The organism is Kineococcus sp. NBC_00420, assembly GCF_036021035.1.
Classification (GTDB): Bacteria; Actinomycetota; Actinomycetes; order Actinomycetales; family Kineococcaceae; genus Kineococcus.
In genome coordinates this window covers 2849796-2872795 of record NZ_CP107930.1, presented here as the reverse complement: position 1 = coordinate 2872795, position 23000 = coordinate 2849796, and the positions used below count along the sequence as shown (strand labels likewise).

Here is a 23000-nt window from a genome sequence, read left to right as displayed (position 1 = left end):
CTCATGTACAAGAGTTACCTTCGACGTGTACATACGCCGAGGGGGCCCGCCATGAGCAAGACCCACATTGACATCGACGAGGACCTGCTCGCCCAGGTGGCTGCGATCACCGGGACGACCACCAAACGGGACACCGTTGAAGCCGCCCTGCGCACCACCCTGCGCCAAGAACGTCGCCGCGCTGCGGCCGAACGTCTCATCTCCCGCGCCGAGAGCGGCTACTTCGCCCCGTTGCTCCAGGAGCACTCGAAGGCCACCGGAGAGGTCGCCGAAGCACCGGGCACCGACGACCGAGCGCAAGGCGCCGCGTGAGCTTCCTGCTCGACAAGTCCGCCCATGCCCGCTGGGACCAACCGGTCGTGGCCGCCCGGCTGAACGACCTCCTACGCGAGGACCTGTTGAACATCGCTCGACCCAGCGTCCTGGAGATCGGGTTCTCCGCCCGATCCCCCCAGGACTACCGCGAGGTCATCGCCGACGTCACCGAGGCGATGACCGTCATCGAGGTCAGTGCCGAGATCAGCACCCGAGCGCAAGACCTGCAGGAATGTCTCACCCATCGAGGGTGGCACCGGGCACCAGGTCCGGTGGACCTCCTGCTCGCAGCCACGGCTATTGAACACGAGTTGACGCTTCTGCACTTGGACAAGGACTTCGAGCTGATCGCCCAGGTCAGCTCATTGCAGCAAGAGCGTGTCGTCCCCCGGGAAACACCCACTGCCTAGCTTCAACAAGGCCGGCTTCGAATCGATCGGGTCGACTTCACGGTCATCCCGCCGTCCGCGCGAGATCGTGACGTGACGTGGGTGATGCACCACCGTCGAGCCCGCATCGCCCTTCCCGCCGACGACCTTCGGCGCCTCGTCAGTCGCTTTGGAGGGCTGTCCTCATCGCCCTACCCGGCGTAGCCAGAACTGGCTACAGTGGGGGTGTGAAGACCATCACCGCCCGCGAACTGCGCAACGAATACGCACGCATCCTGCGAGAGCTCGAAGACGCGGGCGAGGGCTACACGATCACCAACCACGGACGACCTGTCGCCCACATCACGCCCATCGCCCCCGTCCCCGACCGCCTGCGCGCCTTCAGCGGCATCCCCCTCAGCGCCGCCGCCAGCCTCAACGCCGCCGCCGGCCCCTTCGACCACTCCGAGTTCAACCGCCAGGTGGCCGCGACCCTGGACCCGGTCGCCCGTGATCCCTACGCAGGACGCGACGACGAGCCAGCCGCCGACACCACGCCGCCACGTCGGCCCGAGGAGCCGAACTCCGCGACGAGAGTCCCCCCGACCCGCGACCAGGCGATCGCCGACCGCCATCGGGTCGCCGCTCCTGGCCCACGACTAGATGACCTCACCGGGCAGATCGCCCAGGAGAGGTCCAAGCAGCAGTGACCGCTGGCTACCTCCTGGACACCAACGTCCTCATCGACATCCTGCGCGCCCCGACCGGGTCGACCTTCAGCATCAACTCCGGCCAGCCCACCTACGTCTCACAGATGACGTTCGCCGAACTCCGGTTCGGCATCGCCGTGGCCTCCGGGCCGGCTCAGCAGCAACGCCTCACCGACTTCACCATCGCGCGTCGCCTGTGGCCGAACGCCCTCCCCGTGGACGACACCGTCGTGGACGCCTGCGGACAGGTGGCCGCGACCATCCTTGCGGCCGGCGGAACGAAGAAGCAGCTCCGCATCCAGGTCGTCGACGCCTACCTCGCCGCAACCGCGTACGCCTTCGACCTCGAACTCGTGACCAACAACCTGGGCGACTTCCACGACATGGCCGCCCTCATCGCCGTCACCCCGTTCACCGTCACCGCACCGTAGGAGACCCCACACCGACAACCGCACGCACATCCCGCGGTGTGCGCGATCGCCAGTGGTCCGGCGAGCTCGCGGTCAGGACGATGTCCGCAAGATCAGTGCAGCAGACCCGATGGACGTCTGGTCAGGTGTTCAGCACGCTGACACCCTCACGCCATGCCTTTCGCCGGAGAACCAGCAGCCGACAACCCCGACACCTTCACCCTGGGTGTGGCCTACCTCGCCTGGTACGGCGACGTGCTGCTGCGTCGACTCCAGGGATTGAACGCAGCGCAGCTGATCACACCGGTGGTTCCTTCCGGCTGGTCGGCTCTGGGCATGGTCAAGCACTCAGCCTCAGTCCGGCGGTACTGGATGCGGTACGTCTTCGCGGGCGAGGACGTGGACTTCTCCTGGCCAGGGACCGAAGAGCAGGAATGGGAGATCACCGAGGACGACACCCCGGAGCTCATTCAGGATCACTACCGCTCCGAGCACGAGAACTCCCTGCGCATTCTCCGCTCCGCTGTTCCTGCTGCGGTCTCGGCGCGCAGTTACGGAGACACCGATGTCCATCCGACCTTGGCCTGGGTCTTGATGCACCTGCTGCAGGAGTCGGCTCGACACAGCGGCCATCTCGACATCAGCCGTGAACTCACCGACGGAGCCACTCAACTCGATCCATGACCGGCCGTACCCAAGACTGCTCGAAGACATGGCGGCGCAGAGCGTCGTCGACCTCGCGGTCATGACGATCTGCGGGCTGTGGCTCAGGAGGTGCCACGATTCGGAGGTGCCATCCGACCCGTACCGGCCCACGGTCATCTCCATCGCTGCGGAGCACGTCGAGGACGCCTACGTCTGGGACAACTCACCAGGCGAAGTCGGTGGCCTGGACCCCTCAGTCCTGGTCGACATGGGCGCCGACGCCGCCCTGCTCGCCCGCCTGAGCGCGTGGAACGACACCTACGGCCAGCTGGCGGTCACCGACTTCCAGTGGCGGGCCGAGCAGAGCGAAGCGGAGTGGGCCGAGGAAGGGTTGCAGCTGGCCATGGAACTGCAGCGGCAGCTGCCCGGCATCGAGGTGCACTACGGGAACCACGGAGTGGATCCCTCCTGCCCGTCTCTGCGTCAGCAGCTCGGCCTGCCGCCGCTGCCCGCCGTTGCCAGGCCGGGCGACGACGAGCGCAGGTCCGACCTCTACGCCTACGCCCCGTTGAGCGGCGCCACCCACCGAGCGCACGAGGCCGGTGCGACGGCATCCGAGTGATCCCGGGCGGTGCACGACGACCGTGATCGTCGTCGACGCCAGCGTCCTCGCCCCCGCCCTGGCCGATGACGGAGCCGACGGAGACCGGGCCCGGGATCGTCTGCGCAGCGAGGCGCTCACCGGCCGCCGCTGCACCGCTGCCGAGAACTGCGCCCCACCCTCGCCAGCTACGCCGCCGCCCACGTCGCGCCGGCCGAGGTGCTGGACATCGTCTGGTCACCGCCGACGCCCGTCTGTCCCGTGCACCGGGCACCACCTGCGACGTGGACGTCGTGCGCTGACCTCAGTGCCACACGCGACGTCCACGCGACGATGACCGCCGGCTGTACCGGAAGGTCGTCCCCAGCTGCCCCGCTGCTGGCACGCTGGTCACGTGATCCTCCCGAAGGTCCGCGACCCGCGACTGGTCACGATCCGCCGTGGCGGAGAACTCACCGACGAGGACCACCGGCTCCTCGCCCTGTGGGCCGCTGACTGCGCCGACCACGTGCTGCACCTCTTCGAGGTCGAACAGCCCGCGGACACCCGCCCCCGCGAGGCCATCGAGGCAGCACGCGCCTGGGCCGGGGGCAGCGTGCAGATGATGGACGCCCGAGCTCGCGGTGGGCACGCGATGGGAGCGGCTCGCCCGCTGCGGGGGGCTGCCCGCTGCGCCGCCTACGCCGCCGGCCAGGCCGCGTGCGTGCCTCACGTGCCCGAGCACGACCTCGGCGCCGCCGCCTACGCGATCAAGGCGGCACAGGCAGCGGGCACGGCCGATCCCACCGGACGGCTGGAGCGCGACTGGCAGCGGGAGCGGCTCCCGGAGCGCATCCGGGAGCTGGTGCTCGAGGACCAAGCCAGACGCGACGCGATCTGCTGGTCCGTCTTCGACGACTGACGAGACCTCGCGGTGCGGTCTGGCCGACGGGGCGGAGGGCGGACACGCGCAGTCGGGCGGCGTGCTCGTCGTCCGGGCGCGACCCCCACGATGCCGTCGGTGCCGCGTCCGGTCGGCGAGTCCCGTCGGCGGTGTCAGCCGGGCGGCAGACCCTCGGCCCACAGCGCCTCCAGGACGCGCTCACTGGCACGGCCGTCCTCCAGGGCGCAGAAGCGCTCCACGAACCGGGCGTAGCGTCCCGCCTGCGCAGCGGCGACCGCGGGCAGGTCGAGCAGCGCCGCGGTCAGCGCCTCCTGGTCGAGCAGGACCGGACCCGGCGCCTCCGCCTCCAGGTCGAAGGTGAAGCCGCGCAGGCGGTCGCGGTAGTGCGCGAGGTCGTAGGCGAAGACCAGGATCGGCTTGCCCGTGACCGCGAAGTCGAACATCGACGACGAGTAGTCGGTGACCAGGACGTCGGCGGCCAGGTACAGGTCGGAGATGTCGGGGTACGCGCCCACGTCCTGCACCCGCCCACCGCCGGCGGGACGGCTCTGGTGGCCCATGTAGTGGTGCAGGCGCAGCAGGACGACGGCGTCGTCGCCGAGGCGCCGGGCGAGGGCCCCGACGTCCAACCCCAGCGGGGCGTCGACGCCCGAGGCGGCTTCGTCGTCGCGGTAGGTGGGCGCGTACAGGACGGCCGTCGTGCCCTCCTCGAGGCCGAGCTCGGCGCGCACCCGAGCGCGCCGGGCGGCGCGGTCGGGCGCGGAGAGCACGTCGTTGCGCGGGTAGCCGGTCTCCAGCACCCGGCCCCGGTAGGCGAACGCGGCCCGGAGCAACCGCGTCCCCTCGGCGCTCGGGGTGACGAGCAGGTCCCAGCGGGCGATGTCGTCGTCCAGCTCGGCCATGACGTCGTCCGGGGGCTGGAACGCGGCGTCGCGGTGGATGCGCTTCAACGGTGTCCCGTGCCAGGTCTGCAGGTACACCGCCCCGGGTCGCTTGCGCCACCGGTCGAGCTGGATGTGCGTGTTCGAGACCAGCACGTCCGCCGCCTCGAGCGCCGCGACGGCTTGCGGTGTCCCGATCGGCACGGTCGCCACGCCGGGCGGGAACGTCGCGGCCTGGCGGGAGGAGGCGAGCCAGAGGTGGTCGACGCCGTCACCGCCGCGGGCGGTCCAGGTCTCGTGCAACGCCCGCGGGTTGTCGGCGTAGCGGCCGTTGTCAGCGTTCCAGACGACCTTCACCGATCTCCCGCCCCCACCGTGCTCGTCCCGCGCGGGATGTCCCGCGCTGTGCGCCGACGCTAACCGCTCGACAGGGTTCGTGCAGGCCGGTGAGGACCTGGTGGTCCGACTGCAGACCGAGCTCCACCGTGGCCGAGGGGCGCGACCGCCAGAGACCTGACCCGGCGCCTCCTGCTCGGTCATCGGGTCGGGCGCGGGAAGCACGGTCTCCCCGCGCAGCGGTGCATCTGCTGGAGGGCTGCGAGGCTCACGATCGTCCTGCCCGAGCTCCGACGTGCCACCCGCCGCCTGCCGAGGACGACCGAGGACTGACGCCGCGAACGCGCGGAAGCGCCGATGACCGCGCTGTCGCGCTCGTGTCGATGGCCTCGCGATTGCACATTGGCATCGGTGGCGCCAAAATGGCGCCATGCCGAGCGTTCAGATCAAGGACGTCCCCGACGAGACGCACACCGTCCTGCGCCGCCGCGCCGCCCTGGCCCACCAGTCCTTGCAGGAGTACCTCCTCACCAAGCTCGTCGAGGACGCCAGCACCCCCACCCTCGACGAAGTGTTCGAGCGCGCCGGCGGACGAGCCGGCGGCAGTCTGTCCTTCCGCGACGCCGTGACAGCGGTGCACGACGACCGTGATCGTCGTTGACGCCAGCGTCCTCGCTCCCGCCCTGGCCGACGACGGACCTGACGGAGACCGGGCCCGGGACCGTCTACGAAGCGAGGTGCTCACCGCCCCCGAAGTGATCGACCTGGAGGTGGCTTCCGTCCTGCGCCGCGCCGCTGCGGGTGGACGCCTCCCCGATCGCCGCGCCGACCTAGCGTTGAACGACCTCGTCGACCTGCCCCTGCGCCGCGCCGGTCACCGGCCGCTGCTGCGTCGTTGCTGGGAACTGAGGCACACCGTCACCAGCTACGACGCCGCCTACGTCGCTTTGGCCGAGGCCCTGGACGTCGTCCTCGTCACCGCCGACGCCCGCCTGTCCCGTGCACCGGGCATCACCTGCGAGGTGGAGGTCCTGCGCTGACCCCAGTGCCCCACGTACCGCCGAGCAAGAAGTCATCGACATCCGCACATGCCGATGGCTGCGCGTTCAGCCCTGGCCGTCGCACCCACCGCTGTCACCACATGAGGTCACCCGTGGGTGAACCGAAACCGTCACCCGGGCGACCAGATCGGCGCACCCACGTCTTCCCCCACGACGGGGGTCGCCCCGCTGCACCGACGTCACGGTCATCCCGCGGTGTGCGCGGTCCGGAGCCGGCAGCGACGTCGCGGGCTTGACGATGTCCGGTGAACCGCCGAATGGTTGGCTCAGGTGAGGGCGCGGGTGATGAGCAGCACCCCACCGACCGCGGCGAGGACGAGAACGAGACTGCGCACCGTGGCAGCACTGATCCGCGCCACGAAGCGCCACGCACACGCGGCCCCCACCACCAGACCGACCCCGGCTCCCAGCAGGCTGCCCAGCTGGACCGCGGGCAAGCCGAGGACGGCGAGGGTCACCACGTTCAGAGGCAAGGCGTACGCCTGCAGGGTCGCGGTGCTGACCTTCGGCTCCCAACCACGATGGGCCACGAACAGGGCCACCGGCGGCCCGCTGACCCCACCGAGGACGTTGAGCACCCCGCTGCCCGCCCCCGCAGCCACCGCACCAGCCGGCCCGTCCACCCACCCCGCCCGTCGCCCCGAAGCGATCAACCCCACCCCCACCAGAACCGCGACCCCAGCCGCCACGGACGTCCACATCCCGCCCAGTCGCGCGCTGAGCAGGTGCGCGGGCAGGACCAGCAGCGCCGCGGGTACCAGCAGGCGCAGCGCATCACCGCCGCGCACCAGGCGCCACGAGCCGGCCAAGACGACGACGTTGAGGACGATCGACAGGGCCACGCTCAAGCGCACCCCGTCAGAGGTACCCAGGGCCAGTGCCAGCAAAGGTCCGGCGAGCAGCGCGAACCCCATACCGCTGAGGACCTGCGCCGCTGAGGCCACGCCGACGCAGACCACTACCGCCACGATCAACCACACGGCCTCGCCCATCAGCACCGCGGGATCGTCCCAGACCGCGCAGCGGCCGCTGTCCCGCACGGTCATCCCGCGCTGAGTGCGCAATCACGCCCGGACGGAACGTCCGCTCGTGCCGATCTGCGGATGGTCCCTAAGCGACTGCTGCGCGCCAAGACGCAGTGGCAGAGTGCGGTCATGAGCACGGTCTCAGAGTCCGCCCTCCGACCAGGCACACGGCCGCGACGCGGTTCGAGCGTCCGTGTCGTGGCTCAGCCCCACTGGGTCAACGCTTGGCTGCTGAGGTCGACAGCGCGGCCGTACCTACGTCTGGACGGCACCGAGCACGCCCTGACCTGGTCCCACGCTCAGACCTTCCCCTTCGACCCGGGCCAGCACCACCTGGAGACGTTCTGGCGCTACCGCGGCATCCGGGCCGCGCTGGGCACCGGCTCCTTGCAGTTGTGGATCGGCGAGGGTGAGGAAGCCATCGTCGTGGCTCGCAACGGCCCGCTGAACCAGCAGCCACTGCAGCCACGTCTGCAGGCGTGAGCCGCGGGGCGAAGCGCACGGTCATGCCGCGACCCGAGCGCCCTCACCGAGAGTCGCTCCCGCGGAAGGCCACACCGCAAGTCCACGCCGGAGCCCACAGCTCACTGGACCACGACACCCTGAGCCTGCAGGACTCGCCAAGCCCCTTCCTCCCGCACCCACGTCCGCGTGTACGCCATGACCGCATCCAGCCTCGAACCCCAGGCTTCACCCCTCAGGTGGAGCCGAACGCGGGTGAGCCCGACATCACCCAGGTCCGTGACCGACCGGTCGATCTCGATGACCTCACGCAGGCGGAGCGCGCCAGAACGATGAGCCTCCAAGTCGGCTTCTTTGCCCACCTCAGCGCCATCTGGCCCCACGAAGACGACGTCGGAGTGCAGGAGCGCGTCCAAGGCCGTCACATCACCCGCCCGCAGGGCGTCCTGAAGCCTGCTCTCCGCAGCGCTCAACGTCTCGTCGGTCAATATGGTCACAGCGGCCAAGGTAGTGGCCAGCGCCAGGTCAGCCGTATCGCGACGACGTCCCGCACATGTCGCCGCTCCATTGCTCTTGACGATGTTCAGACGCGACCATGGTGGGCCGCGGCTTTACGGTCATCCCGCGTTGTGCGCGGTCGGCGACGTCGCGGTCATGGCTCCAAGTGCGGGAGGTCGCTGAGCTGTCACAGCCAGCCGGGCATGTGAGGGACACGCCATAGTCAGATGACCGGTATGCACCGAATGACTGACTATCTTCAAGTCATGGCATCGAGCGAGATGCGCGAACCGACCTTCCTGCTGCTGACCGCCCTCGCCGGTCAACCGCACCACGGCTACGCGCTCATCCAGGAAATCGAACACCTCTCCGGCGGACGGGTCCGCCTCAAACCCGGCACCCTCTACGGCGCCCTGGACCGCCTCACCAGCGAAGGACTCATCACCCAAAGCGGCGAGGAAGTCGTCGAGGGCCGCCTACGCCGCTACTACACCCTCACCACCACCGGCGCAGGCACCCTGGAACGCGAAACCCAACGACTACGCGCCAACGTCGAAGCCGCCACCACCCGCCTGCGCACTCGAGGAGCAACCTCATGAGCGCAACCGGGCACCACGAGACAACCGGGCACGACGCCGCCGGACACAACGAGGCAACCGGACGCTACGAAACCCGCTGCCGACAGTTGCTGCGCGCCTACCCCCGCTCCTGGCGGGCCCACCGCGAACAAGAGATCCTCGGCGTACTGATGGCCATGCACGACCAGCAGGACGAACACCCTGCCCGATCCAACAGCCACCCAGCCACCCACCGGCCGTCCTGGGGAGTGCACCTGGACCTGCTCACTGCAGGACTGGAAACGCGCTGGGAGCGCATGTTCGCCTTCCTCCCGGCGCTGGTGCGTGACCGGATCTCGATGCTGGGCCTGGTGCTGGGGGCCGCGGTGAGCACCGTCATCATCGCCTTCGGCGAGATCGCCTGGCCCTGGCGGGACATACCGAGCGCCACGCTGGCTGACGGTTCGACCTACACCTACACCGCCCCGTTGCTGCAGACCGCCGGACCTGCCGTTTACGGGCTGTGGGTGGCCGCCCTGATCGCCGTCCTGGCCGGCCATGCCCGCCTGGGCCGCTGGCTGCTGGCCGCCACCGCCGTTGGCGCACTGCTGCTGGTCACGGTGCACGTCATCCCCCGCCCGCCCATCTATGCGCTGGTACCGCTCGCACTGGCGGCGGGGCTCAGCACGGCGGGACACCTGCCCACCGCACGCGCTACCCGCGGCTGGATGGCCGCGGCCTACATCGGACTCACCGGAGCCCTGGCCGCGACCCAACTCAGCCACGGTGACGGCTCCTCGGTCTGGAACCCCGTCTCGCACTTCTACCGACCCGGATACGCCGACCAGGGCATGCACTCCCTCAGCGTCGCCCTTCTCGCCCTGGCCGGGCTCTGCGTCATCACCGCCGCTGTCGCCTCCCTCACCGGCCGCCACTGGTTCCTGGCCGCGCTAGCGAGCGCGCTGCCCTACCTGTACCTGGCGCTCTTCTCTTTCAGTGATTTCAGCGGCCACCAGATGCTGTCCGGCGGGGCGCTGTTCACAGCGGTCCTCGTTCTGGGAATCGCCCTGGTATTGGCGGGGGCGAAGTGGGGACGAACATCGGGTCCGCAATCCGCAGCCGGAAACGATCCGGCCACTTCCGCTGAGCCCCCAGAGCCGCTGCTGTAGCCCGTTCGGCTCCTGCTGAGGGCGGGGCATGGACTGCGCGAGGGGACAGTCCATGCGCTGCTTCATGCCGGGGTGACCCTGAGACGACTCACCGGTCATCCCGCGATCCGGTGCGCACGGGAAGGCAGTCGTAGCCCACCCCACGCGTTCGCCGAGTGCGCACCCGATCCTCGACCAGCCGCCATCGGGTCCAGCCCGTCGACGCCCTCGACACGAGAGGGCGAACGTCGACAGCGGGTGCTCAGGCTCATCGCCCGGGCTTCAGCGGGTCTTCTGCCCGTCCCGGGCCAGGAAGTAGCCCACTGGGCCCGCGACGACGGCCTGCCCCACCGCGAGGGCGACCGCCGCTGCCGTGGACCGGTCGCCGGTGTAGAGCAGCAACCCGACGACGAGACCGACGACGGCTCCGATGAGGGTGTAGGTGCGCTGCTTGCTGGTCATGGATGCTCCTGGTGGCGAGAAGGCGACAGGCCGAGCTGAGGCACATCGTGGCGCTGATGATCACTGCTCGTACCACCAGAGCGCACCCGGACGACTTCGGCGCTCAGCAGGCCCCGCGCAGGCACCACCGACCGCACGGTCATCCCGCGCTACGGGTGGTCCTGACTGCTGGTGACGTCGCGCACGTGCGATGAGCGAGCGAGTCCAGCACGACGATCACCCGCACACCGCCGGGGAGCGGATGGTCACTCCGCCAGCGTGGGACGTCCTCGACGGTGCGACGAGTGATCGGCTTCAGCCGACCGGTATCGCCTCTGCGACCTCGTCGACAGCGTCCGGGACCCAGCGCAAGACGTCACCCGGCTGGCACTCCAGCACCCGGCACATCGCATCCAGGGTCGAGAACCGCACCGCCTTGGCCCGCCCGTTCTTCAGCACCGCCACGTTCGCCGGCGTCAAACCGATCCGGCGGGAGAACTCACCCACCGACATCTTCCGCCGCGCCAGCATCACGTCGAGGTCGACGACCACCGCCATCAGACGACCTCGGCCATCTCGCTCTGCAGCACCGTCGCCGAAGCCAGCAGACCGCGCATGACGATCATCAGCAGGACGAAACTCACTCCACCGACCAACGACGCGGCCTGGACCAGCACCGCGAACGGACCGCCGACCCCGACCCAGCTGATCAGGTGAGTCACGGTCGCCACCGTGATGACGGTCGCTGCTGCCGCCGAGACGATGATGACGTCCACCCACCGCAGGGCTTCCGGGTTGAAGATCCATCCGTGCTCGACCATCGCGAGCAGCTTCCCCACCGCGATCAGTGCAGCCTGCACGCAGACCAGGACCACGATCATCGCGATCGCGTAGGGCACCGCCAGGTAGGCCAGCTCGGGGTGCTCCTGCGCTGACTGCGAGGCGGCGACGGGGACGTAGACGACCTGACCGAAGAGGGCACCCAGACCCAGGACGACGAGACAGAGACGCAGGGCGTTGATGACGCGGCCGTTCACCTGTCGATCATCACTCGGTATCTATCGAAGAGCAATAGATGCAAGCGTCGGTGGCGTAGATGGCCCAACCTGCTCGCGCACGATCGTTTCCCCGGTGGACCGGCTGCCGTCCTGCCACTCTGCTCACGTGGACCACCCCGCACGCCGCGCGCTCCCGCTCCTGCTCCCCCTGCTGCTGATCGCCGCCTCGGCCGGTTGTTCGGGGAAGAAGACGGGCGAGGTCACGGTGGAGACCACCCTGCACCTGTGCCGCCAGCAGGAATGTCGAGACCTACCGGCCGCGGGGGCAGAGGTCACCTTCTTCGCCGGCGGCAGCGCGGTCGGGACCGCGACCCTGGACGACGCCGGCCGCATCACCAAGACCTTCGGCCCCGGCACGTACACCGTGGACGTCTCGATGCCCGAGTTCGGCCTGCACATCACCCAGGACGAGGTGACCCCCACCAGCCTGGAGGCCGATGGGGGCGTCACCTTCGCTCTGGCCTTCCCCGGCGCCCTGGACCTGACCGCCGACGCGTCGTAGCCCGACGTCGCGGTCACCCGCGAGCTGCGTGCTCCCGCGTTCCGGGCAGGATCACGGCTGTCCACGATCCGCAGGACGGGCCCTAGTAGCGCAGGAGGGCGCCGATGCCGTCGGCCATCGTGACCAGGGGCGCCTCACCGTCCTCCTCCGGGAGCGGGACGAGGTGGATCTCGGCGTCGGAGGCGGCCAGGGCGCGGACGAGGGCCGCGTCGGCGCGCACCTGCACGGCGTCTTCGATACCCATGGCGTGCAGGTCCATCGTCGTGGTGCTGATCTCCAGCGGTCCCCGGCCGGCCCAGAGGAGTTCCGTCGAGCTCGGGTCGTCGAGCAGCAGCATCGTCGCCACCTGCCCCTGGCGCAGGGCGGAGACGACCGCGGCCATCCCCTCGACGGCCCGGCCCGCCCGGCCGCGTTCCTGGACGAAGTCGTCGACGACGGTCTGGCGCCGCGCCGAGCGGACGACGTCGAGGACCTCGGCGACGGCGGCCGTGAACGCCTTCTCGTGGGTGCCGGCCGCCCGCGAGCCGCCCTTGACGTCGCGGAGCAGGGCCCGCAGCGGGGCGGGGGCCTTCTCGCGCAGCGCGGCGGCGGCCTTCGCGTCACCGGTGAGCAGCACGACCTCGGGGTGCTCGCGGCGGACGAGGTCGGTGAGGTCGGCGGCGACGGCGGCGGCGTTGTGGTCCCAGGAGTCCTGCACGGACCGCTGGTAGCGGTGCTCGGCGCGGTTGTCCCCGGATCCCTTGTGCAGCAGGTCGTGTCCCCCTTCGACGGTGTGGACCTCGGCCCCCTGGACCGCACCGGTGCGGGTGAGGGTGACGTCGGCGCCGGCCCGGTCGAGCTCGACGAGCACGTAGCAGACGTCGTCGGCCCTCGACCGCACGAGCGGCATGAGGTGCGCGACGGGACCGGTGCTGACCTCCTCGCGCAGCGGCGGGGCGGGCAGCACGACGTCGAGCTGCAGCCCCTCCTTCGTGGCGAGCATCGCGCGTCCGACGTGGCCGCCGACCCCGGTCGGTTCGGTGGCGACGGCGTCGAGCGCGCTCAGCGCGGTCTCGGGGGCGCCCTGGCCGGCCAGGGCCGACCGGGCGTCCTGCCAGCGCAGGTCGATGTCGTGGGCGCCGGTCGCCCGGTCGCGGGTCGCGTCGACGTAGACGGACACGTGCGGACCGGGGTCCAGCGCCAGATCCTTGAGCCAGTCCAGCTTCACGGGACTCCTCCTCATCGCGGATGGTGCTCAACGCTCTTACCCGTGACTCAGAGTTTCAACCGGAGCGCGATCACGCGACCAGGTTTCCCACCGGCCCCACGTAGAGCCAGACGCCGGCGACGCGGGTGAAGGCCGAGTTCTCGTGCTGGACACCGCGGCGGCCCGCCTGGCGGTAGTGCGCCTCGAACTCGACGGTCCCGGTGTCGTCGAAGGGGCTACCGCCCGTGGTGGCGAGCACGAGGAGGCGGCGCCACTCGACGCCGGGGTCCAGGTCGAGCTCGTCGGGTCGGGTGGCGGGGTCCCAGGTGCGGAGCAGGTGCTCGCGGTCGCCCACGGCGAAGGCCGTGTAGCGCGAGCGCATCAGCGCTTCCGCGGTCGGCGCCGCCCGGCCCCCCAGGTACCGGCCGCAGCACCCGGCGAACGGCTCGCCCCAGCCGCACGGGCACGGTCCCTCGGGAGTGGTCACCCCGTCATCCTGCCCGGCGGCGGGGCCGTGGTGGAGCGCACGACGAGACGCGGGGCCACCAGCCGCAGGCCGACGGGCAGCTCGGGGTCCTCGAGGCGGGCCAGCAGGCGCTCCCCCGCGATCCGGCCGACCTCGCGGGCGGCGTTGTCGACGCTGGTCAACGACACCGCCCGCAGCCGGGCCAGCGAGGTGTCGTCGTAACCGGCGACGGAGACGTCGGCGGGGACGTCGAGGCCGAGGTCGGCCGCGGCGGCGAGGACCCCGACGGCGCAGGCGTCGTTCGCGGCGAGCACGGCGGTCGGCCGCTCGGCGGCACGTCGGGCGTCGCCGAGCAGGGCCAGACCCGCGCGGTGACCGGCGTCCTCGGTCATCTCGGCGACGGCCACCAGGGGTGTCCCGCCGCCGGCCCGGACGGCCGCCTCGAAGGCCTCGCGGCGCAGCCGGCCGACGGGCCCGGACCCGCCGACGTGGGCGATGCGGCGGTGGCCGAGGGCGAGCAGGTGCTCGACGACGAGCCCCACCCCGGCCGGGTCGTCCCCGGCGACGACGTCGAGGTCGGTCCCGGGCGGGGTGCGGGTGCCGGCCAGCACGACCGGCAGGTGCACCGCGACCTCCTCGACGAGGGTGAGGTCGGGCAGGGTGCCGATGACGACGAGCCCGTCGACGCGCAGGTCGGCGAAGGTCTGCGGGGCCTCGGGTTCGCTGCGGACCTCGGCCAGCACCGGCCGCAGCCCGGCCGCGCGCAGCACGGGCCGCAGGCCGTCGAGGACGTCCACGAACCACGGGTTGCGCAGGTCGTCGAGGACGAGCCCGACGGCCCGGGTGCGGCCCTGCGCGAGGCTGCGGGCGGTCGGGTCGAGGCGGTAGCCGAGCTCGTCCATCGCGCTGAGCACGGCGGCGCGGCGCTCGGGCGAGACCTTGGGGCTCTCCTGCAGCACGAGCGAGACCAGCGACTTGGAGACCCCGGCGCGCGCGGCGACGCTGCGGATCGTGGGTCGTCCCCCCGGATCGCTCACGCCTCTACGCTCCTTGACATCGGGTTGGTGATGGGTCGATCGTAGAGGGCGTTGGACCGGTCCAACGACGATGACGTCCTGAAGGAGTCCCCTTGTCCGACCTGCACCTCGGCCTCGCCGGCGTGGGCCGCATCGGCGTCATGCACGCGCGCAACGTCGTCACGACCCCCGGCGTGGGCCGGCTCACCGTCGCCGACGTCGACGCCGTCCGCGCGCGGTCCGTGGCCGACGAACTCGGGGTCGAGGCCGCCGTCGACGTCGACGCCCTACTGGCCTCCGGGATCGACGGTCTGATCGTCGCGACCGGCACCGCGCAGCACCCCGAACTCATCCGGGCCGGGGTCGAGGCCGGCATCCCGGTGTTCTCCGAGAAACCCGTCGCGCCGGACGTCGCGCTGTCGCTGCCCGTCCTGGACTTCATCGCCGCCCACGACGGTGTCGTCCGCATCGGTCACCAGCGCCGCTACGACGCCGGCTACCTCGAGGCCAAACGCGCGCACTCGACCGGCGAGCTCGGCTGGCTGCACGCGATCCGGGCCGTGACCTGCGACGCCACCCCGCCGCCGGTGTCGTTCCTCGCGACCTCGGGCGGGTTGTTCCGCGACTGCTCCGTCCACGACTTCGACGTCATCCGCTGGATCACCGGCCGGGAGGTCGTCGAGGTCTACGCCCGGGGCAGCAACAACGGCGACCCCGAGATCGGGGCCGTGGGCGACGTCGACACCGCCCTCGCCGTCTGCACCCTCGACGACGGGACCCTCGCCGTCGTCACGGCCTCCCGCTACAACGGGGCGGGCCACGACGTCCGGCTGGAACTGCAGGGCTCCGCCGGGTCGCTGCTCGTCGGCCTCGACGAACGGAGCGCGCTGCGCTCGGCCGAACCCGGCGTCGAGTTCCCCACCGGAACCCCGCACACGACGTTCGCCGAACGCTTCGCCGACGCCTACCGCGCCGAGATCGCCGCCTTCGCGGACCTCGTCCGCGGGATCGACGGGGAACTGTGCCGGCCCGAGGACGCCGTCGCCGCGTCCCGGGTCGCCGACGCCGCGCAGGAGTCGCTCGCGAGCGGGACGCCGGTCCGGGTCTGACCGGACGCCCGACGGGTGGTGCGGTCCTGGAAGTGCCGCTCGACGCCGAGGCGGGCGAGGTCCACGAGCAGGCCACCGTCCACCCGGACCGGGGTCTCGGCGGTGTGGTCGCTGCTCAGCCGGAGGGGACACCGCCACGGCGGCCGTGCCTGGCTCACCCCGCCGTCCTCGTCGTGACAGGACGGTCCGGGCGTCACCGTCGACGGTCCACGGGTCCGCCGACGACGTCCGCGGCCCCCGGCAGCACCTTGGAGAACAGCGTCGTGCCCAGCAGCTCTCCCCGGGGACTCACCGCGTGGCCCTCGATGGTCCCGGCCCGCCGCCACCCCCAGCGCTCGTACAGGCCCTCCGTCGGGCGCCCGTCTCGGTGTCCAGCACGAGCAGGGTCCGACCCGCCCGCACCGCCCCTCCCTCGACCGCGGCCATGAGCCGGGAGGCGAGTCCACGCCCGCGGAAGTCGCGGTGGACGAGCAGCTCGGTCAGGTCGGCGCGGTGCGGGGCGTCCTCGGGCTGGTCCAGGCGCAGGCTGACCGTTCCCGCCACCCACGTCCACCCGCCCTCGAGGTACCGACGAAGCCGACGCTGGCGCCGTCCGGGACGACGTCACGCAGGACGTCCACGAGGCCGGTGAGGAGGTCGGCCGGGACGGGGTCGCGGACACGGAGGGGATCCACGCGACCACTCCGCTGCGCCCCTCGTCCCGCGGGGCGAGGGCCCCGAGGCGGGCGGACGCGGTCCGACCCGGCGAGGACGTGCGGGGCAGGCCCCCGAACGCCACGCTGGAGGACGTGAGCGCCCACGCCGTGGTCCGGCAGGTCCTGCCCGTCCCCGCCGACGTGGCCTTCGACGTCGTGCACGACTACCCGAACCGGCTGCGCTGGGACACCCTGCTGCGCGCGGCGTACACGGTCGGCGGTGCCGCTCCCGACCGCGGCGTCGACGCCGTCTGCCAGGCCCGCTGGACCCTCGGTGGGCTGACCTTCCGCACGCGCTACGTGACCTTCCGCCGCCCCGACCTGGCGGCGGTCACCCTGACCTCGCGGTCGCCGTTCTTCGCCGCGTGGGCCGCCTCGATGCGCCACCGCGACCTCGAGGGCGGGCGCAGCGAGGTCGTCTACACGCTGACGTTCACCGGTGCCCCCGCCCCGCTGTCCCGCGTCGTCGAGGCCGTCGCCGTGCGGGCGTTCCGGTGGGAGACCGGGCGGCGGCTGCGCGCCCTGGCCGCGCACCTCGAACGGTCCGCGCCGGCCGCGCCGACCGGTCACGGGTGATGGTGGCGGCACCGGGAGCACGCCGTCGCGGAGGTGCCCGCCTCAAGCGGTGGGGGTCCGCTGCCGACGTCAGGGTGTGGAGAAGCCCGCGCCGCTGACCCCGAGCGCCCCCGGCACCGGGGACCGGATCGACGCCTCCGTCGTGACGTGGTGGCGGGCGCACCCCGCGGCGATGCACCTGGCGTTCGCGGTGGCCTACGCCGGGGCGGTCGTGGCGGGCCGGGCGACCCGGTTGCCGGGTTCGACCCTGTCGCTGGTCTGGCCGGCGGCCGCCGTCGGCTTCGTGTGGGTCGCCTGCTGCTGGCACCAGCGCCGTGGCCGGGTCCTGACCGTCGCGGCGGTGGCCGTCCTCTCGGGGCTGCTGAACGCCGCGACCGGCGCCGGAGCGCTGCTGGGGGCCGCGTTCGCGGTGGCCAACGGCGTGCAGGCCGCCACCTCGTGCCTCGTGACGTACCGCTGGCACCGTCGCGGCGGCAGCGCGCCGTGGCGGTTGCGGAACCCCGCGGACCTGACCGCCCTGGTCCTGGGGTCGGTGGCCGGGTCGGCGGCGGCCGCCTGCGTCGGACCGCTCGCCCTGCACCTCAGCGCCGGTACCCCGCTGCTCCCGGCGGCCGGGGCGTGGCTGGTGCGCAACGCCGCCAGCACCTTCGTCTTCGCCGCCTTCGCCCTGCGACTGGCGGACCGGGGCCGGCGCTGGCGGACCGGCTGGCGCAGCGGCACGGAGATCGTCGCCGCGACCGTGGTGGTGGTCGCCGCGTACACGGTGGTCTTCACCCAGACCGAGCACCTGCCGCTCGCCTTCGCGCTGCTGCCGTTCAGCATGTGGATCGCGCTGCGCTTCCACACCACGACCACCACCGGCCACGTCCTGCTCATCGGGATCTGGGTCGTGGCCGCGACCATGGCCGGGCGTGGGCCGTTCGCGGTGGACTCCCCCGCGACCCGGGTGCTGCTGGCCCAGGCCTTCGTCACCGTCATCGGGCTCGCCGCCCTGGTCCTGGCCCTGATCCGGGACGAGCGCGCCGACCTGGTCGCCGGCCTGCGCCGGGCCCAGCAGGAAGCCGCCGAGCAGGCCGCCCTGCTGCGGGAGGTCTTCGAGACCACCGGCGACGGGTTGAGCGTCTACGACGCCCGCGGTGCGGCCCTGCTGCGCAACCGCGCCGCGATGTCGCTCTTCCCCGACCTGCCCCTCGACCTCGCGCAGGAGCGGTGGACGGAGTTCTTCTCCATGCGCCACCCCGACGGCCGGCCCTGGCCGGTGCCGGACCTGCCCGTCTCGCGTGCCCTGCGCGGGGAGACGGTCGAGAACGCGGACGTGCTCGTCACGACGCCGGCCGTCCCCGCCGGCCGGCTGCTGAACCTCAGCGCCCACCCGCTGCCCCCGGCCACCGGGCAGCGCTGGGCCGGGGGCGTGGTCCTGGCCGCTCGCGACGTCAGCGCCGAGCGGGCCGCCGCGGCCCGCCTGGCCGCCTCCGAACGCCGGTTCCGCGCCGCGTTCGACACCGCACCGATCAGCATGATGATCGTCGGGCTGACCGGCCGGGACGCCGCGCAGATCCTGCAGGTCAACGCCACGTTGAGCGAGTTCACGGGCTTCGCCGCGTGGGAACTGCTGCAGCTCGACCACCACGCCCTGACCCACCCCGAGGACCGGGGCGAGTGCGTCACCGCGTTCGCCCCCTTCCTCGACGGCCGGGCCCACGAGACCCGGGTGGAGAAGCGCTACCGGCACGCCGACGGCAGTACCCGCTGGGGCCTGCTGTCGGCGACCGTCCTCACCGACTCCGGGTGGAACGCGGCCACCAGCGGTGGACCCGACGACGAGCCCTACCTGCTGTGCCTGATCGAGGACATCACCGTCCGCAGGGCCGCCGAGGACCTCCTGCGGCACCAGGCCCTGCACGACCCCCTGACCGGGCTGCCCAACCGGACCCTGATGCACGACCGGCTCACCCACGCCCTGGCCGCCACCAGCCGGGACCGCACCCGGGTGGGGGTCCTGTTCTGCGACCTGGACGGGTTCAAGGCCGTCAACGACGCCGCCGGGCACGCCACCGGGGACGACCTGCTGCGCGAGGTCGCCGACCGCTTCTCCACCTGCCTGCGCCCGGGAGACACCCTGGCCCGCCTCGGCGGGGACGAGTTCGCCGTCGTCTGCCCCGGGCTGACCGAGGAGCAGGACCTGTCGGCCATCGCCGAACGCCTGCTGGCGAGCCTGCGGGCGCCCGTCGTGCTGACGCGCGGCACCTTCACCGTCGGGGCCAGCATCGGGATGACGTCGGCCTGCGTCCCGGCCGGGGTGCACGCCGTGACCCCGATCGGCGGCAGCCAGGACACCGACGGGACCGACGGCGTGGGTGCGCTGGCCGAGGCGGTCCTCGCCGAGGCCGACGAGGCGATGTACGACGCCAAGCGCGGCGGCAAGAACCGCGCCCACCGGCACGGGAACCGTCCGCTCAGCCACCCCTGACGGCTCGGTCGCGGTCAGTAGCTCCGGGCGACGACGGCGACCAGGTCGTCCTCGTCGTCGGCCTCGGGCAGGGAGCCGTCGGGCCGTTGCAGGCACCGCACCGTCACCGCGTTCCGGGCCAGCTCCGCCTCCCCGTCGACGCCGAGGGTGCGCCACGGGATCCGCCCGAACCCGGTCCGTGCCGCCTCCGCCGCTTCCGGCACCGAGGACACGTCCGCGGTGCGGTCCCGCAGGCGTTGCCGGCCGCGCTGCAGCAGGTCGCCCTGCACCTGCTGCAGCAGCGCGGGCACCAGCGAGGCGACCGCCTCCAGGGTGGGACGCCGTCGTTCACCGCTGTCGCGGCGGACCAGGGTCACGACGCCCTCGCCCACGTCGCGCGGTCCGACCTCCAGCCGGACGGGCACGCCCTTGAGCTCCCAGCCGGTGACCCGGCGTCCGAAGCCCTGATCGGTGCGGCGGTCGACCTTCACGCGCACCCCGGCCGCCGACAGCTGCTCCTGGATCCGCCGGGCGGCGCCGAGGCTGGCCTCGTCCTCCTTCACCACCACGACCACGACCTGCGTGGGGGCCAGCGCCGGGGGAACCACGAGACCCCTGTCGTCCCCGTGGCCCATGACGAGCCCGCCGACGACACGGGTGCTGAGACCCCAGCTGGTGGTCCAGCACAGGGGCCTCCCGCCGTCGGCGTCGGCGTAGCGGATGTCGAAGGCGGTCGCGAAGTTCTGGCCCATCTCGTGGCTGGTGGCCACCTGCAGCGCCTTGCCGTCGCCCATCATCGCCTCGCAGGCCAGGGTGTTCACGGCGCCGGCGAAGCGTTCCCGGGCGGTCTTGAGCCCGACGTGCACGGGCAGCGCCAGGACGTCGTGGAAGAAGTCGCGGTAGACCTGCAGGTGGATGCGGCGGGCGTAGGCCGAGGCGTCGGCCCGCGTGGCGTGGGCGGTGTGCCCCTCCTGCCACAGGAACTCGGTGGTGCGCAGGAACAGGCGCGGGCGCAGCTCCCAGCGCACGACGTTCGCCCACTGGTTCAGCAGCAGGGGCAGGTCGCGGTGGCCCTGGATCCACCTGGCCATCGACTCACCGAAGACGGTCTCGCTGGTGGGACGCACGACCAGCGGCTCGGGCAGCTCCTTGCCCCCGGCGTGGGTGACGACGGCCAGCTCGGGGCTGAACCCCTCGACGTGCTCGGCCTCACGCTGCAGGTAGCTCTCGGGGATGAGCAACGGCAGGTAGACGTTCTCGGCGCCGGCCCGCTTGATCCGGGCGTCGACCTCCGCCTGGACCCGCTCCCAGAGGGCGTAGCCGTAGGGCCGGATGACCATGGTGCCGCGGACGGGACCGTTGTCGGCGAGTTCCGCCTTGTCGACGACGTCCTGGTACCAGCGCGGGAAGTCCTGGGCCCGGGGGGTCAGGACCGGACCTCGCTCGTGGGTGACCGGTGCCATGGGCAGCGAGCCTAGGTCGGACGCGTCCGTCGTCGCCCGGGTTTTCTCGCGGGACCGTGGCGCAGGTCGGCCGCGAGCACCGCGCGGGCCCTGGAGCTGCCACCGGCTGACCGGGAGGAGACCGGGGCGGGCGGGCTGGCGATCGCTGAGTGCGCGTCGCCGGCCGCACCGGGGTTCAGGTGGGCAGGTCCACCCCGTCCGCCAGCAGGGCGACACCGGCCACCGGGTCGCCGGACGTGTTCACGCTGACGTCGAAGACGTGGTCGGCCGCGGTGCTGCGCCAGGCCAGGTGGGTGTCCCCGGAGTCCACGTACTGGACCCCGAGCACGGTGCCGCTGCGCCACCGCAGACGGGTGAAGTCGGACCGGGAAGGCTCACTCGTCGCCGCAGCGGTCGGCGGCTGGGCGGTGTCCCCGCCGTAGAGGATCGTCATCCACACCAGTCCCTCGCTGCGGGCCTCGGCGAAGGGCGTGCCGTCGGCGTCCACACCCGGGGGCAGGTAGGCGACGGTCACGCCGTGGACGTCGGTGGCCGGATCCGCCGACGGTGCCGGTGGATCGGCCGCCGAGGGGACCAGGTGCTCGAAGACGGCGGCACCCTCGGAGCTGCCGCAGACGGGGGTGAAACCGCGTTCCTGCAACGTCGGGAAGCTGGGGACGGGGACGTCGAGGTGCTCCGCGACCTCGTCGCACGCCAGGGTGGTACCCACGAGGTCGGCGACGCTGTCGAGCAGCGCCAGCGGGTCCCCGCGACGGGAGAACTCCGGCGCGGTCAGCGCCGCGACGGCGCTCTCCTGAGCAGGCGTCAGCACCAGCGCGGGTCGGCTGCCGTCCTCGGGGGGAGGGGAGCTGCCCGGGGTGCTTCCGCAACCGCAGAGGACGTACGCGGCCGCGGTCAGGCCCGCGACTCGCCGCACCGCTCGTGCTCGTCGACCCATGCCGTGCCTCCTCGCCGGTGATCGCGTCGGTGGGGGACGCACCCGCAGTCTCGCCGTCGTCGGGGGTGGTGTCTCGTGGCTGGTGTGCGGCCAGGGCTCGGCTGGAAGTGGGCTGGTGGGCGCGGCGTACCGGTTCGACGCAGAGAACGCGTGGATGCTCGGCGGGCCTTCCCCGGCGAGCGAAGACCTGACACTGCTCCACCGCATCGGAGCCGTCCAGAGAATCCAGCTGTCGGCCGCCGCGCCGGTGGAGGACCAGCGGATGCCCCCACCTCGACGGGGGCATCCGCGTCCCGACGCTCGATGCGGGTCTCGAACTACCTCCGCGGTCCGTGCGGGAGGGTGGATGAGTCTGACCAGGCGTGTCTGGTGACGCTCCCGGCGCCGTCCGACGACGCGGGGACGTCAGCTCCGCCGGAGCGGGTGGTCGATCGACCGGGGGACCTGACACGCACTGGTGACGAAGGCCTCGTGCGCCGGACCCCGCACCGGAGGAGCCACGGCTGGAGGAGAGCGTCAGCTGCTGGGCGGTTGCAGCACGCACAGCTCGTTGCCGTCCGGGTCGGCGAGAACGTGCCAACGCCAACCGTGCTCGACGACAGCCTCGGACGTCAGGAGCACGCCGCCGGCCGCTTCGACTCGGGCGACCTCAGCTTCCAGGTCCTCCGTCCGCAGGTCGAGGTGCACCCGGTTCTTCTCGGTCTTGCGATCCGTCGTGCGCTGCAGGAGCAGTTCCACGCCCTCTCCACCGGACGGACTCAAGCTCAGGTAGGGCCCTCCTCCGTAGCTGTCGCGCCGGTAACCCAGGACCGTCGTCCAGAAGTCCGCCGATCGGTCGAGGTCACTGGTGTCCAGGACGATGACGAGTTCTCCCTGCGGATAGCGCTGCACGCAGCGATCTTGACACCGCGCGAGCGTCGCCTCCTCCGGCGGTGCCGGAAGACCGCGACGTCCTGTGAGGAGCAGGACCTGGCACAGCCGAGCCGAGGTCTCGCCGCTCCTGCTCCGGGCGAGTGCACTTCGACGACCACAGCGGTAGCGGCGCCGCAGTCGGTGCAGGGAGCGAGGGTCGGCGGGGGCCAGGGCGGTGGAGCCGCAGCGGATGCCGTGGTGGCGGGTGAGGAAGTGGTGAGCGCTGGAGGGACGGGGCGGGCAAGATTGCTCCGGTGACTCAGTGCGACGCTCTTCGCCCGTACCGCGGG

The 23000-nt window shown here is 72.0% G+C and carries 29 protein-coding genes; 16 read left to right on the top strand and 13 right to left on the bottom strand.

Features of this window, described 5'->3' with window-relative positions:
* Positions 1–51: 51 nt before the first annotated feature.
* The 7 genes from OG218_RS13995 to OG218_RS13965 all read left to right on the top strand — a co-directional run bounded on the left by OG218_RS13995 (position 52) and on the right by OG218_RS13965 (position 3950).
* Entirely contained in the window at positions 52–312 is a 261-nt protein-coding gene (locus OG218_RS13995; RefSeq protein WP_328293836.1) for a type II toxin-antitoxin system VapB family antitoxin, read from the top strand.
* Positions 309–725: a PIN domain-containing protein gene (locus OG218_RS13990; RefSeq protein WP_328293835.1), complete on the top strand. Its 417-nt coding sequence runs from the start codon at positions 309–311 to the stop codon at positions 723–725. Before OG218_RS13995 ends, OG218_RS13990 begins: the two co-directional genes overlap by 4 nt.
* Positions 726–931: 206 nt before the next feature.
* A complete protein-coding gene (locus OG218_RS13985) occupies positions 932–1393 on the top strand; it encodes a type II toxin-antitoxin system Phd/YefM family antitoxin (protein ID WP_328293834.1) in 462 nt (153 codons plus the stop codon).
* Entirely contained in the window at positions 1390–1824 is a 435-nt protein-coding gene (locus OG218_RS13980) for a type II toxin-antitoxin system VapC family toxin (RefSeq protein ID WP_328293833.1), read from the top strand. The genes OG218_RS13985 and OG218_RS13980 overlap by 4 nt, the downstream gene beginning before the upstream one ends.
* Before the next feature lie 153 nt (positions 1825–1977).
* Positions 1978–2487, top strand: a complete 510-nt coding sequence (locus OG218_RS13975; protein WP_328293832.1) for a mycothiol transferase — start codon at positions 1978–1980, stop codon at positions 2485–2487.
* A gap of 106 nt (positions 2488–2593) precedes the next feature.
* On the top strand, positions 2594–3070 hold the full coding sequence (locus tag OG218_RS13970; RefSeq protein ID WP_328293831.1) for a hypothetical protein: 477 nt from the start codon (positions 2594–2596) through the stop codon (positions 3068–3070).
* Between the two features lie 373 nt (positions 3071–3443).
* A complete protein-coding gene (locus OG218_RS13965; protein WP_328293830.1) occupies positions 3444–3950 on the top strand; it encodes a putative immunity protein in 507 nt (168 codons plus the stop codon).
* Between the two features lie 134 nt (positions 3951–4084).
* On the opposite strand, the gene OG218_RS13960 is transcribed toward OG218_RS13965, so the two are convergent.
* A complete protein-coding gene (locus OG218_RS13960) occupies positions 4085–5170 on the bottom strand; it encodes a CDP-glycerol glycerophosphotransferase family protein (RefSeq protein WP_328293829.1) in 1086 nt (361 codons plus the stop codon).
* A gap of 409 nt (positions 5171–5579) precedes the next feature.
* Between OG218_RS13960 and OG218_RS13955 the strand changes: the two genes are divergently transcribed.
* Positions 5580–5810 (top strand): FitA-like ribbon-helix-helix domain-containing protein, encoded by a 231-nt coding sequence (locus tag OG218_RS13955; protein WP_328293828.1) that lies wholly within the window; start codon positions 5580–5582, stop codon positions 5808–5810.
* The gene (locus tag OG218_RS13950; protein WP_328293827.1) at positions 5797–6189 is read left to right on the top strand and encodes a type II toxin-antitoxin system VapC family toxin; all 393 of its coding nucleotides are present in this window, start codon (positions 5797–5799) and stop codon (positions 6187–6189) included. The genes OG218_RS13955 and OG218_RS13950 overlap by 14 nt, the downstream gene beginning before the upstream one ends.
* A gap of 287 nt (positions 6190–6476) precedes the next feature.
* Here OG218_RS13950 and OG218_RS13945 read toward each other — a convergent pair whose 3' ends face one another.
* On the bottom strand, positions 6477–7256 hold the full coding sequence (locus OG218_RS13945; protein ID WP_328293826.1) for a TSUP family transporter: 780 nt from the start codon (positions 7254–7256) through the stop codon (positions 6477–6479).
* Between the two features lie 177 nt (positions 7257–7433).
* Here OG218_RS13945 and OG218_RS13940 point away from each other — a divergent pair, with 177 nt between their 5' ends.
* The gene (locus OG218_RS13940) at positions 7434–7718 is read left to right on the top strand and encodes a hypothetical protein (RefSeq protein WP_328293825.1); all 285 of its coding nucleotides are present in this window, start codon (positions 7434–7436) and stop codon (positions 7716–7718) included.
* A gap of 101 nt (positions 7719–7819) precedes the next feature.
* Here OG218_RS13940 and OG218_RS13935 read toward each other — a convergent pair whose 3' ends face one another.
* Complete coding sequence (locus OG218_RS13935) at positions 7820–8194, bottom strand: nuclear transport factor 2 family protein (protein ID WP_328293824.1); 375 nt, start codon at positions 8192–8194, stop codon at positions 7820–7822.
* 228 nt (positions 8195–8422) lie between these two features.
* On the opposite strand from OG218_RS13935, the gene OG218_RS13930 reads away from it, so the two are divergent.
* Positions 8423–8794: a PadR family transcriptional regulator gene (locus tag OG218_RS13930; RefSeq protein ID WP_328293823.1), complete on the top strand. Its 372-nt coding sequence runs from the start codon at positions 8423–8425 to the stop codon at positions 8792–8794.
* On the top strand, positions 8791–9921 hold the full coding sequence (locus tag OG218_RS13925) for a hypothetical protein (protein WP_328293822.1): 1131 nt from the start codon (positions 8791–8793) through the stop codon (positions 9919–9921). The genes OG218_RS13930 and OG218_RS13925 overlap by 4 nt, the downstream gene beginning before the upstream one ends.
* 261 nt (positions 9922–10182) lie before the next feature.
* Here OG218_RS13925 and OG218_RS13920 read toward each other — a convergent pair whose 3' ends face one another.
* The 3 genes from OG218_RS13920 to OG218_RS13910 all read right to left on the bottom strand — a co-directional run bounded on the left by OG218_RS13920 (position 10183) and on the right by OG218_RS13910 (position 11378).
* Positions 10183–10362 (bottom strand): hypothetical protein, encoded by a 180-nt coding sequence (locus OG218_RS13920; protein WP_328293821.1) that lies wholly within the window; start codon positions 10360–10362, stop codon positions 10183–10185.
* A 294-nt stretch (positions 10363–10656) separates the two neighbouring features.
* Complete coding sequence (locus OG218_RS13915; RefSeq protein WP_328293820.1) at positions 10657–10899, bottom strand: helix-turn-helix domain-containing protein; 243 nt, start codon at positions 10897–10899, stop codon at positions 10657–10659.
* Positions 10899–11378 carry a DUF2975 domain-containing protein gene (locus tag OG218_RS13910; RefSeq protein WP_328293819.1) on the bottom strand — a complete coding sequence of 160 codons (480 nt, stop codon included), beginning with the start codon at positions 11376–11378 and terminating at the stop codon, positions 10899–10901. The genes OG218_RS13915 and OG218_RS13910 overlap by 1 nt, the downstream gene beginning before the upstream one ends.
* A gap of 127 nt (positions 11379–11505) precedes the next feature.
* Between OG218_RS13910 and OG218_RS13905 the strand changes: the two genes are divergently transcribed.
* Positions 11506–11901, top strand: a complete 396-nt coding sequence (locus tag OG218_RS13905) for a hypothetical protein (RefSeq protein ID WP_328293818.1) — start codon at positions 11506–11508, stop codon at positions 11899–11901.
* Positions 11902–11983: 82 nt separating this feature from the next.
* Here OG218_RS13905 and OG218_RS13900 read toward each other — a convergent pair whose 3' ends face one another.
* The 3 genes from OG218_RS13900 to OG218_RS13890 form a co-directional block, all read right to left on the bottom strand.
* A complete protein-coding gene (locus OG218_RS13900; protein WP_328293817.1) occupies positions 11984–13108 on the bottom strand; it encodes a baeRF2 domain-containing protein in 1125 nt (374 codons plus the stop codon).
* Between the two features lie 70 nt (positions 13109–13178).
* Entirely contained in the window at positions 13179–13574 is a 396-nt protein-coding gene (locus OG218_RS13895) for a YchJ family protein (protein ID WP_328293816.1), read from the bottom strand.
* A complete protein-coding gene (locus OG218_RS13890; protein ID WP_328293815.1) occupies positions 13571–14590 on the bottom strand; it encodes a LacI family DNA-binding transcriptional regulator in 1020 nt (339 codons plus the stop codon). The genes OG218_RS13895 and OG218_RS13890 overlap by 4 nt, the downstream gene beginning before the upstream one ends.
* Positions 14591–14682: 92 nt before the next feature.
* Here OG218_RS13890 and OG218_RS13885 point away from each other — a divergent pair, with 92 nt between their 5' ends.
* The gene (locus tag OG218_RS13885; RefSeq protein ID WP_328293814.1) at positions 14683–15678 is read left to right on the top strand and encodes a Gfo/Idh/MocA family protein; all 996 of its coding nucleotides are present in this window, start codon (positions 14683–14685) and stop codon (positions 15676–15678) included.
* A 288-nt stretch (positions 15679–15966) separates the two neighbouring features.
* Here the strand turns inward: OG218_RS13885 and OG218_RS13880 are convergent, their stop codons facing one another.
* Complete coding sequence (locus tag OG218_RS13880) at positions 15967–16221, bottom strand: GNAT family N-acetyltransferase (RefSeq protein WP_328293813.1); 255 nt, start codon at positions 16219–16221, stop codon at positions 15967–15969.
* Positions 16222–16466: 245 nt separating this feature from the next.
* Here OG218_RS13880 and OG218_RS13875 point away from each other — a divergent pair, with 245 nt between their 5' ends.
* Together OG218_RS13875 and OG218_RS13870 are read left to right on the top strand one after the other, a co-directional pair.
* Positions 16467–16949 carry an SRPBCC family protein gene (locus tag OG218_RS13875; RefSeq protein WP_328293812.1) on the top strand — a complete coding sequence of 161 codons (483 nt, stop codon included), beginning with the start codon at positions 16467–16469 and terminating at the stop codon, positions 16947–16949.
* Between the two features lie 76 nt (positions 16950–17025).
* Positions 17026–19419: a diguanylate cyclase domain-containing protein gene (locus OG218_RS13870; protein WP_328293811.1), complete on the top strand. Its 2394-nt coding sequence runs from the start codon at positions 17026–17028 to the stop codon at positions 19417–19419.
* A 14-nt stretch (positions 19420–19433) separates the two neighbouring features.
* Here OG218_RS13870 and proS read toward each other — a convergent pair whose 3' ends face one another.
* From proS to OG218_RS13855, 3 genes are all read right to left on the bottom strand, one after another.
* Entirely contained in the window at positions 19434–20861 is a 1428-nt protein-coding gene (gene proS, locus OG218_RS13865) for a proline--tRNA ligase (protein ID WP_328293810.1), read from the bottom strand.
* 175 nt (positions 20862–21036) lie between these two features.
* Entirely contained in the window at positions 21037–21777 is a 741-nt protein-coding gene (locus OG218_RS13860; protein ID WP_328293809.1) for a hypothetical protein, read from the bottom strand.
* A 537-nt stretch (positions 21778–22314) separates the two neighbouring features.
* Positions 22315–22689, bottom strand: a complete 375-nt coding sequence (locus OG218_RS13855; protein WP_328293808.1) for a VOC family protein — start codon at positions 22687–22689, stop codon at positions 22315–22317.
* Positions 22690–23000 lie beyond the last annotated feature (311 nt).